The sequence below is a fragment of the Vibrio crassostreae genome, from assembly GCF_024347415.1.
GTDB lineage: Bacteria > Pseudomonadota > Gammaproteobacteria > Enterobacterales > Vibrionaceae > Vibrio > Vibrio crassostreae.
In genome coordinates, this window is sequence record NZ_AP025478.1 from 226857 (window position 1) to 237546 (window position 10690).

Sequence of the window (10690 nt, forward strand, 5' to 3'; positions counted from 1 at the left end):
AGCCCCTATACAATTTAATTTTTTCTAAAAACTCTTGACACGCTAAATATTCACTCAGAACCAGAAATTTCCTCAGGCATAATATGAATAGAATCATACATAGTATTGTCTCCTATTCGCTGGCTCTCCCACTCATCTAACCAGAGAGGTAAATGACTTGCAGACATCGGCTTGGCAATAAAATAACCCTGTGCAACATCACACCCTACCTCACGTAAAAATACCCAGTCATCAATATTTTCAACTCCCTCAGCGACGGTCAATAATCCTAATTGTTGAGCCATTTTTAAACTAGCTTCAAAAATCGCGCGTAAAGACTTATCCGCATGAGCCCCATGCACAAAAATTCGATCTATCTTAAGCTCACTGAATGGAATATCCCGTAATTGAGCTAACGAGGAATACCCAGTACCAAAGTCATCAATAGATAAAGCAGCGCCTTTAAGTCGCAGTCGCGTCAGGATATCCAAAGCTACTTGCCGATCTTTCATCATCCGACTTTCCGTAACTTCTAATACTAAGTTTGACAATGGAAATCTTGCCTTACTTGCAGTATCTTGAATCCAGTCTGGAAATTCCAATGACGTCAAACTTTCCATTGAGACATTAATTGACATACAAAGCTTTAATTCCGAATATTTCCAATGTTTGATATGTTCTAGAGCCCCAGCCAAGACAACTCTCGTCAAGTCACCTATCAGTCCATACTCTTCAGCGAGCGGGACAAACCTCTCAGGCAACACTAGGCCATCTTTAGGGTGTTGCCAACGTACCAAGGCTTCAACACCAACAGTTTTACCATCTCGAAGTCTAACCTGTGGCTGGTAATAATTGATTAGCTCACCTTGTTCAAGAGCACAACGAAGCTCAGCCTCAGAATACTCTCTCGGAGCATCAAAACCTACCGTCTCTAGATGAGGGGCTTGCAGTTCAATAATTTCTTTTAACTGAGCAAGACTAAAAGGCTTATGAAGACTACCAAGAATATTAAGGCGATAAGTATCTGCCAGCCTTTTAGCACTGTCTAGAATGGCTTGGTCTTCACCACTCATTAAAATAACACCTCCCTGATAGCCTATACACCCCAAATGACGGACAAACTCCACTCCGTCCATCTGTGGCATCTGCAGATCACAGAAAATCAGTTCAATATCTTCAGACTGACTTTCTAGTTTTTGAAGAGCCTCAACAGCATGTTCATATTCATAAACAACCTTTTCGTTCACGAATTTTTGTAACTGATGAGCAACCAACTTCCTTGAAAACGATTCATCGTCAATCAACATTATCGCCATAAGTTTCTCCTCTATGATTAGTTTTATCGAGGTAACCTACTACCTCTTCTTCTGTATCAGCAAAACACTTCTCTAACAAGGTCATTGTCAACGCCTGTACAACGGCATCATCTGTAGTACAGGCATTTTCAAGCTCAGCACATAAATCACCTAACCTCATGGCACCCACCGAACGAGATGACGATTTGAGCTTATGGACGATACTGCTTACTTTTCTACTATCCTTGGCGACAGAGGCGACTCTTAACTGTTTATGCTGCATTTTCATTAAACTTAAAAAATCTACCAAAAAATCACCTATAACAACTGGTTCATCCCCCACAAGTTCAGCCAGCTTACTGACGGCTAATATTTCAGTGTGCTCAATCTGTTCCTCTTCAATTATTGCCCCATTTTGGTTAGGCAACCATTTTTCGAGTACCTCTTTAAGCAAATGGAGCTGGACTGGTTTTGTGAGATAATCATCCATTCCCACCGCTTTTGCTCGATTCTTTTCACCTCTCAGAGCATTAGCTGTCAAGGCCAATATGGGTTTTTTCGTTAACTCGGACTCCTGCTTCCGGATCGCTTCCGTTAATCCATAGCCATCCAGTCCTGGCATATGTAAATCCGTCAAGAGCAATGCATAATTCCCCTCTTGCCAAAGTTGATGAGCCAGCAGTCCGTTTTCAGCAACCTCTGCGGCATAACCAAGAATATTCAGTTGCTTGAGGATTACTTTTCGATTAATACTGTCATCTTCTGCAACCAATATTAACCGTCCTTCTGTGCGGGCTTGTGCCACACTCAGTCCCGCTGTTAACGGCAGATATTCATCTCTCGCTTTCTCAAGTATTATTTCGGGTGAAATGACTCCGGCAGCCACGGCAACAGACCGTAAAAACTCTTGCCTACGTAATAGGTTACCATTCAAGATAACAAGATCCGGGGATTCGAACGCCAGAGGTCTAAGCTGATCTCGATTAATCAAAAGATGCCTAATATGCCCACTTTCACTTCGTAATATATTCAATGTTTTCAGAAAATCAGCGGTAAGTTCGGGGGCATTTTTTGGAGCACCAATAATTATAACAACAATATCTTCAAGTGATTCTGCAAGACGCAACGCTTCAGGATAGTTGCTCACGACTCGAACATTAGCATTCGAATGCTCAAGGTACACTCGTAGATCATCAGTCTTAAATGTTGAACCCTCAACTAGAATGCACTTTGTATTTGAAAGGATAGCTGAGGGCGGTAAAACCGCTTTTTTATTAACTTCACAAGGTAAGCTAACTGTAAACATTGCTCCTTTGCCTAACTTACTGTTTACTGTGATACCTCCGTTCATCAAATCCACTAAGCGCTTCGTGATCGCCAAGCCTAACCCCGAGCCTCCAAAACGACGCGTTGTGGAGGATTCAGCCTGAGAGAAAGAAGTAAATAGCATAGCTAGGGCCTCCGCTGACATTCCAATACCGTTATCCTCGATATTGACAACCATTTTACTATCAACAATATTTACGCGGATCGAGACGTCTCCCCGCTTTTCCTCACGGCCACAGCTAAACTTAATAGCATTACCAATCAAATTATAGAAGATTTGCCTCAGTCGGGTTGGATCAGACAGAATATGACTTGGAAAAGTTGGGGCAATAAATAACTGCAAGTCAACGTCTTGCTTCTCTGAAACAGAGAGAAGCGAGGTACAGACCCCTTCAACAACCTCTTCGACAGACACTGGAAGCTGTTCTAGGTCTAACTTCCCCGCTTCAATTTTTGAGAAATCTAAAATATCATCAATTAGCCCCAACAGGTCAAACGCCGAGTCATGGATAATTTTAACTTCATCCATTTGCTGACTATCCAATCGACGGTGTGACAAAACATCTAACATGCCAATAACTCCATTCATTGGCGTCCGTATTTCATGACTCATTGCTGCCAAGAAGGCCGATTTCGCGAGGCTTGCTTGCTCCGCCTCAGTCCGTGCCTGTTCGAGTTTTTCATTTGTCGCTCGCAATGACGCCGTGCGTTCAGATACCCGTTGAGTAAGCTTTTTCCGCTCCTGATCTATGATAAGATTAGCTACTTTTTGTTGCTTTGCAGCCTCCTCGAGTTGCTGTAGGGCTTGATAACGCTCAGTTACATCCCGAACCATTGATATACAACGCCTTTTCCCTCCTGGTAGAGAAAGGTATTGAAGACTAACTTCAACCGGAATGAGGTGACCATCTTTATGTTTATGAACGGTAGAAAGGTGAATAACCTTCTGCTCACCATTTAACAAGGGCTCCATCAACTTCCGGTAACGGTTTTCATCATAATCAACTTTAAAATCAACCACAGTAAGCTCCAACAACTCCTCTCTGGAATAACCCAGTTGACAAACCGCACCTTCATTGACATAACTGTGGCGAAGCGTTTCTGGATCAAAGATAAATGCTCCGTCCTCAATAGCATTAAGCATAGCCATCGCTTCTTTATTTGCTCTCTCTGACTGGACACGTTGGGTGATATCCCGAATAGCGACAGCTACCTGCAAGCCCTTTTCTGATTCAACAGGGCTTAAACTAATGTCAACTGGAACATCCTCTCCCTCCTTACGTCTAACCGTTGCTGAGAGTTGCTTAACACGCTCTCCTTCACCCCATTCGTCGTTATCAAAGAAATAGCTCTTAATCTCGGAAGAAATACCCGGTAGTAGACACTCTATTGGTTGCCCTTTAATTGCTTCTTTCCTCCAGCCAAAAACAACCTCTGCATGGCTATTGGCCTGAGTAATACCGCCATCCCTCTCTATCATCAGCATCGCATCTGGTGCAAACTCAAAAATATCACTGAAGCGGCGCTCATGCCGCCTATTTTCAGTTACATCGTGCATAGCGAGAACAGCCCCTAGCCGGTTACCATCGATATCATGAATTGGTGCACCATTGGCCAAAACAAATCGGGGCGATTGCCCCTTAGCGACCACACAAAATTCCTCATTTTGAATATGCTCTCCATTAAATGCTCTGAGCAACGGTATATTTTCTTTCGCCAACGGCGTTAGGTTGTCGACTTCATATAAATTGTAATAGTTGCTCCACTGTTCGGGGAGGAGCAGTGATGGATCGGAGCCATACCACTCTCTTGCTGTGCGGTTGAACAGAGTTAAATTTCCGTCCGAGTCACAAGCCTCCACCCCTTCGCTCAAACTCTCTAAAAGCATTCGATTAAGCTCTTCTTGTTGCTTTAGTTCTTGAGTGCGTTTGCTAACACGGCTTTCTAATTCATGATTTAGAACCTTGAGAGCCCCTTCAGCTTCTCGTCTTGCCGAGGCTTCATGATTCAGCCTTTCAGCTGTTTGATGCGAAACCATCAACATACGAATAAGGAAAAAAAACAGAATACTTAAAAGTCCCCCTGTAGCAGCAACAAGACGAGGTAGCGTGAAGTCGAGAGCTGCTTCAAATACTGGGGTAGAAGTATAAATAAGAGTCCAATCTCGGCCTGAAACATTAATCACTTCCGATCTTCGAAATGCCGGTCTGAATTGCTCTTCATCAATATTTAAGGCGTTATTCCCGTCATAAAGCAAACGACTAGGATCATCATCAGCGCCATCATATACCCGAAAGCTAACCGTTGAGACTTCAGGCTGAAGGATACCTTGCATGAGGTCTGTAGTACGGAATGGACTATAAACGTAACCAACAAAGGACTTCCTACGCTCTTCAAGGGTCTCAGGTGAATAAGTCGTTTTGTAGATAGGTAAATAAAGCAAAAAGCCCGCCTGTTTATCCTCGGGGCTTTCCTGAACTAACTCAACTCTACCAGATAAAGCGGCTTGTCCTGTATCTCTAGCCCTGGCCATAGCCTGACGCCGAACGGCTTCAGAATACATGTCAAAGCCAAATGCCTGACGGTTACGCTCATCAAAAGGTTCCAAATAGATAATGGTAGTATATTCATTTCGAATCCCATTAGGTTTAATATCATACTGGGGAAAACCTTCCGCACGAACTTGCCAAACATGAGCCTCTTTATCTTGAGCAGAGACGGGAATAGAAACACCAATCCCCTGTATACCGGGGTAGAATAAACCAAGATGTAACTTATCAATATATTTCGCCCACTCCTTACGATTGACATGCTCGGAAGCAGCGAACAAAGCAACGCCCCCTGAGAGCACCTGTTTATAATTCAACATACGGTTTTGAATAAGCGCTTTAACTTCTTGGGTATAATTAGTAAAATGACTTTCAGCATTATTTTCAACATAATCGCTAGCCATAGACCAACACATTATTGTCACACTGAGTGACAATATTAATATACTTAAAGAGAGCTTTGTGGCCCGAGTCTTCCCAGTCATACACACTCCAAACCAACTATTGACTACACAAATTATTACGACCTCAGTAAAAGTACTAACCAACTGCTGCTCATAAGAGAAAATAATTAATATAACTCTTAACACCCACCTACTAGTTATAGAACAACATTAGGTATAAGGAAAGTAATTCACGACCTATTGAAGTGGAACATAGAATTCTTTTTTATAGCCGAACCAAATAGCCCTGCTTTAACAGCAGGTTTTATGTTATTTCCTAGTATGGATCATAGACTGAACCTTAAGCATTAAGCCCAGCGTAAATTCCGTCTAACGTAATGTTTTCTTTAGATTTCCTCTGATCGGACTTTTGATCGTTCCTGATATATAACTGGCAGCCCATTCGATTTTATTGCTGATTTCTGACCATGCTCTGTGGCTGATACATTCAAATATTGGCAACAGCCATACATCCACATTTTTTGCCGCTTTAAATAGTGAGACCGATGGCATTATCTGAAGCGCAATACTGCGCCTAATGATCAGCGCAAGTAAACTGGCCCAGATGAGCCCATCAACGATGGCCTTTTGTGCGGTGACAAATCGTTGCCAGTTGGTGTGAGACTTTAACTCTTTAAAAAGCAGCTCCACCTGCCATCGACAGCGGTAGATCGCCATGATGTCATCGGCAGTATAGGTGTCTGAAGGTAAGTTAGTTATCCAAAGGCAGAATCGTTTTTCTTCGGCAAACCAACGTCGCACAACTCTAAACTCTTGTTTACCTCGACGGACTTTTAGATCAAGGACTTGCGAACGGTTGGTGCCTCGAGTAATGTCTTTCAGCTTCTTCCCTTCTAGCTTAGGCAGAAGTCGCCCCTGGCCGTTTCTCACCTCAATAATCATAGGATTCAGAGACTTCGCACCTCGGACAATATAGAGCCCGCCATACTGTTCAAGCTCGCGAACAAATTTAAAACAGGATACCCTGCGTCAGCCAACAGCAATTTGTTGTTCATCGTTTTGGGCTAAGGTAAAAAATCTCTTTCTGATGCCGTATCAGCGCTGATGCTCATCGCGACTAGAGAAAAGCTTTTCAACGACATTGTCATATGGCATTCAACCGCGGCAGGGTTACGTTTAAATCGACTCGGATAAACATCCGCCAGGTCATAATGGATGTGGAAAGAGCTGCCATCTTGAAGCAATACATCATCAAAGGTGTCGAGCTTATCTGGTAGGCCGACATTCTGCTGGCGAGCAAATTGGGCTATTGCTCGCATGACAAGTTGCCGCATGAATTTCGGAAACTCGTCTTTTCTCAACTGGTTATGGTAAAGCTTGTATGCCACGGCATCTTCAGGGCTTAAGCACATGCCATTGAATTGTCGCAGTAAATCCGCGATGGAAGTGCAGTTTCCTTTGCTTAACGCGGCCACTAAGCTAATGACTAACTGCTCGGGTAATATCGCCCGACACCGTTTCATCAGGCCTGTATTTTTAGCCATTTTTTGAAGGATGTCAGCATTAAAGAATTGTTTAAATTGATTTGTATGGATAATAAGCACTCCAATCGGGTAATGTGAGACCCAGGCTTTAGCTGCAACTAAAGCTTTCTATGTAGCAGTTCGTTTAAATGCTGGCTCCTCTATCGAGAGACCGATAACAAACATGAACGCTACATAGGACTTCAAGCATAAACCTCGAATAGTCGACTGGGTCTCGAACCCGCATTACGCAAGTATGAGTTAGCTTATTATGAATACCAAAATCAATCAAAGCATCAACGTTGGAGTTGATACTGGCAAAACACAATTAGACATCCACATCAGGCCACTAGATCTATTTTTCTCAGTAGATAACAATGATAAAGGCATCAAAAAAGCACTCAAAACGATTAAAAGTCACAGTCCTGAACGAATCGTTATTGAAGCTACAGGCCGATTAGAAATGCCTTTTGTTCTTGCATGTGCAGAGGCTCAATTACCAATTGTCAGAGCAAACCCTGTCCACATAAAACGATTCGCTGGTGCTATTGGCCGCAGAGCCAAAAATGATCGTTTAGATGCAGAGTTGATCGCTCACTATGGAGAAGCAATCAAACCAGCTCTTACTGTCATAAAGCCAAGAAACATACGCCTAATGAGTGACTTAGTCATTCGCCGAAACCAGTTGTTATCCATGCAAACAATGGAAAAGAACCGAATCCAGATACTTCCCGCCTCTCTCCATCCGACTATCAAACCAATGCTAACCACTATAAAAAATCAAATCACCAAGTTAGAAGAAAAGCTCGTTAAACTCATTGAAGATAGTCCTGAATACCAGGCTAAAAACACAATATTGCAAAGCGTCCCAGGAATAGGAAACATTGCCGCGCATCAATAATTAGCAACGTACCTGAACTTGGTTACATCACGAATAAACAAGCGGCATCACTGATTGGTGTCGCTCCAATAACACGCGAAAGTGGGCGCTACAAAGGTAAGCGCGTGATCCAAGGAGGTCGAGCGCAAGTACGCACTGTGTTATATATGGCAATGATGTCAGCCATGCAATGTAATCCTGTTTTTAAAGCGACATATCAGCGACTTTTAGACGCTGGTAAACCAAAGAAAGTCGCTATTATTGCATGCGTGCGCAAGATGGTTGTGATCTTAAATTCAATGCTCAGAGATGGTGTTCTATGGGATGAAACAGCGCCAAAAATTAACTATTGACGCCATAGTCGTTTGTTAAGGAGATAATCGTCATCGGCTTTATTCGTATTTGATGTATTGTTTTGCGATGAACATCAGATCACAAATAAAGCCATTTTTGTATCTAAATAAGTCGCTTAGCGCTTAAGCTCCTGTCTATGAGTATGGATAGTTTTTTAAAACTCAACCATTAAGCACCATAATCCAACGCCTCTAAGTACCCTGCCATCTCGGCTTCAAGTTCAACGAAAATAGCAGCTACGCGGCTTTGTGGCGTAATTCAGTTTAGAGACAGAGTCACCCTGTTTCGCATGCTTTTTAGTCAATACGACAAGTTTCAGGCATACCTAACCCAGTGAGCTTATTCAACGCTTTTATCATCGCGTAAGTTTCACCCACCTGTGCATTGTAATTTCTTAAACTCAGTTGCCCTCCTAGCAACAGTTTAACTCGATACATCGCTGTTTCTGAGAGTGAACGTTTGTGGTATTCATACCGCTCTTTCCAATACTTATTTGAGCCGTATAACTTCTGGCAACCCACGGCGAGATTTCGAGCGTGACACGCTCTCGTGTCATAAGCGCCATCAGCAGACACCTCAAGAATACTTCGGCGTGTTTGTTTCAGTAAGTTCGGGAGTACTTCTCCACCTGTAACCGTCGATAAACTTAGCTCGGCTGCAATAATTCATGAGTGCATGTATCGACGGCAATATGCAGCTTTCGCCAAACTCTCCGCTTACCATCTGTCCCGTGCTTTTTGACTTTCCATTCACCTTCGCCATAAACCTTAAGGCCAGTCGTATCAATGACTAGGTGCTGTATTGCCCCTCTCGTTTTAGTCTTAAATGAGACCTCAACTTGCTTAGATCTACGACTAATGCAAGTGTAATGCGGATAACTTAATGGAACATGGGCAAGTCTAAATATCGAGTCGATAAATCCTTGCAGTGCTCTCAGCGGCATAGAAAAACCTCGTTTCACCATGAGTGCTGTCGTGATAGCCAAATCACTGAATCGACGTGGCCTCCCGCGCTTATTCTGTTTGCTTTGCGCCAACCCGCTAATCGCCTCTTCATCAATCCAAAAGTTCAGAGAGCCACGGTTAATGAGTGATTGGTTGTTTTGTAACGAGGTTTAGGCATAGGGCTACGAGAGGAAGTGAATGTAGCCAATGGTATGGGCCCCCTCACCCTTATCACACTGGATCAGATTATATAAACATGGTTTATTTGTAGGATGGGAGGCTCAAATGGGAACGATTATTCGTGTGGGTGTCGATTTGGCAAAAAATGTGTTCCATCTTCATGTTATTGATGAAAATGAAAAAACGAACTGGCAGGGAAAATATGCAAGAAACACTTGGCTAAAAACGATAATGAAGCGAATGCCTTTTACAGCAATCATTGGAATGGAAGCATGTGGTTCCTCTCATTACTGGGCAAGAGCTTATCAAAGCGGGGTATACAAGGAAGCTTGTTGCAGCTCAATTTGTAAAGCCTTATGTCAAAACGAATAAAAATGACAAAGTCGATGCTGAAGCCATTTGCGAAGCGATAAATAGGCCGAATATGCGCTTTGTGTCTGTAAAGATGAGCAAGCAACAAGATATTCAATCAATGCACCGTGTGCGAGAAGAACTAATTGCTCAGAGAACTGCTAGAGCTAATCAGATTAGAGGCTTAACCGCTGAATACGGAATCGTTGCACCATTGATTCGACTGGCCTCAAAGAGTTTGGTAAGGGAAGTGGCATCAGGAAAAGAACAGCGTTAACGCGAAGCTAAGTTAGAAAAAAGCCCACTTTGGAGTGGGGGGAATTATATTATCCACGCAAAGGCTCTGACAGAGAAGATTACCATAAACTTTCAGGTTGTGGATGAGCTTTGTCTGAAGTATTTTCAGAAATCGAGACCGTCATTTCTCCCAAGGAACAACACAACATTGGCAGATTAATCGTAACTTTTTATCGCCTCAATATACAACAAAGCTTAAAGATCTTTCTCAGATCAGGTGTTGAGTTATTTATTTCAGATTTGTGTGTGGTCAACTTTCGTGAGGTACGAGCGAATAGTTGTCCATCGCATAAATCAGACACAGGAACGCCAAAAGCGTTCCCCGTCAGTAATTTAGTATAAAGGATTCGAATAGTTATCCACTTATCCACAGTTCTAATTATCCTAATATGAACCTAATATGAACCTAATAGATCCAAATTGATCCTTGATCGCTTTAAAGCCTTGTCAGTATTGGCTTTATGCATGATCAGGGTGTAGCCTAAACCGTGTTAGGTGTATCATAAACTGCATCGGGTGTATCCTAAACTGTAGACGGTGTATCATCGACTGTGTATGGTGTAGCATTAACTGTAAAGTGTGTTAGTAACTAAATTTGGATATTATCT

3 protein-coding genes and 4 pseudogenes are annotated in these 10690 nt (G+C 42.7%); 3 read left to right on the top strand and 4 right to left on the bottom strand.

What is annotated here, in order from left to right; genetic code table 11:
- Window positions 1-50: 50 nt before the first annotated feature.
- The 3 genes and pseudogenes from OC193_RS25295 to OC193_RS25305 form a co-directional block, all read right to left on the bottom strand.
- Window positions 51-1295: an EAL domain-containing response regulator gene (locus OC193_RS25295; protein ID WP_048659316.1), complete on the bottom strand. Its 1245-nt coding sequence runs from the start codon at window positions 1293-1295 to the stop codon at window positions 51-53.
- The gene (locus tag OC193_RS25300) at window positions 1276-5553 is read right to left on the bottom strand and encodes a CHASE domain-containing protein (RefSeq protein ID WP_230682257.1); all 4278 of its coding nucleotides are present in this window, start codon (window positions 5551-5553) and stop codon (window positions 1276-1278) included. Before OC193_RS25300 ends, OC193_RS25295 begins: the two co-directional genes overlap by 20 nt.
- A gap of 340 nt (window positions 5554-5893) precedes the next feature.
- Window positions 5894-7157: pseudogene (locus tag OC193_RS25305) on the bottom strand (IS4 family transposase).
- Window positions 7158-7347: 190 nt separating this feature from the next.
- Here OC193_RS25305 and OC193_RS25310 point away from each other — a divergent pair.
- A pseudogene (locus OC193_RS25310) lies at window positions 7348-8309 on the top strand (IS110 family RNA-guided transposase).
- A gap of 297 nt (window positions 8310-8606) precedes the next feature.
- On the opposite strand, the pseudogene OC193_RS25315 reads toward OC193_RS25310, so the two are convergent.
- Window positions 8607-9432: pseudogene (locus OC193_RS25315) on the bottom strand (IS5 family transposase).
- 107 nt (window positions 9433-9539) lie between these two features.
- Between OC193_RS25315 and OC193_RS26110 the strand changes: the two are divergent.
- Both OC193_RS26110 and OC193_RS25330 read left to right on the top strand, forming a co-directional pair.
- Window positions 9540-9999 (top strand): annotated as a pseudogene (locus tag OC193_RS26110) (IS110 family RNA-guided transposase); the annotation flags it as partial.
- 184 nt (window positions 10000-10183) lie between these two features.
- Complete coding sequence (locus OC193_RS25330; protein ID WP_080967499.1) at window positions 10184-10306, top strand: DUF4113 domain-containing protein; 123 nt, start codon at window positions 10184-10186, stop codon at window positions 10304-10306.
- The last annotated feature ends 384 nt before the right edge of the window (window positions 10307-10690 follow it).

Bases quoted from the DNA above. Each gene is read 5' to 3' on its own strand.
- OC193_RS25295 (WP_048659316.1), bottom strand. From the start codon at position 1,295: ATGGCGATAATGTTGATTGACGATGAATCGTTTTCAAGGAAGTTGGTT.
- OC193_RS25300 (WP_230682257.1), bottom strand. From the start codon at position 5,553: ATGGCTAGCGATTATGTTGAAAATAATGCTGAAAGTCATTTTACTAAT.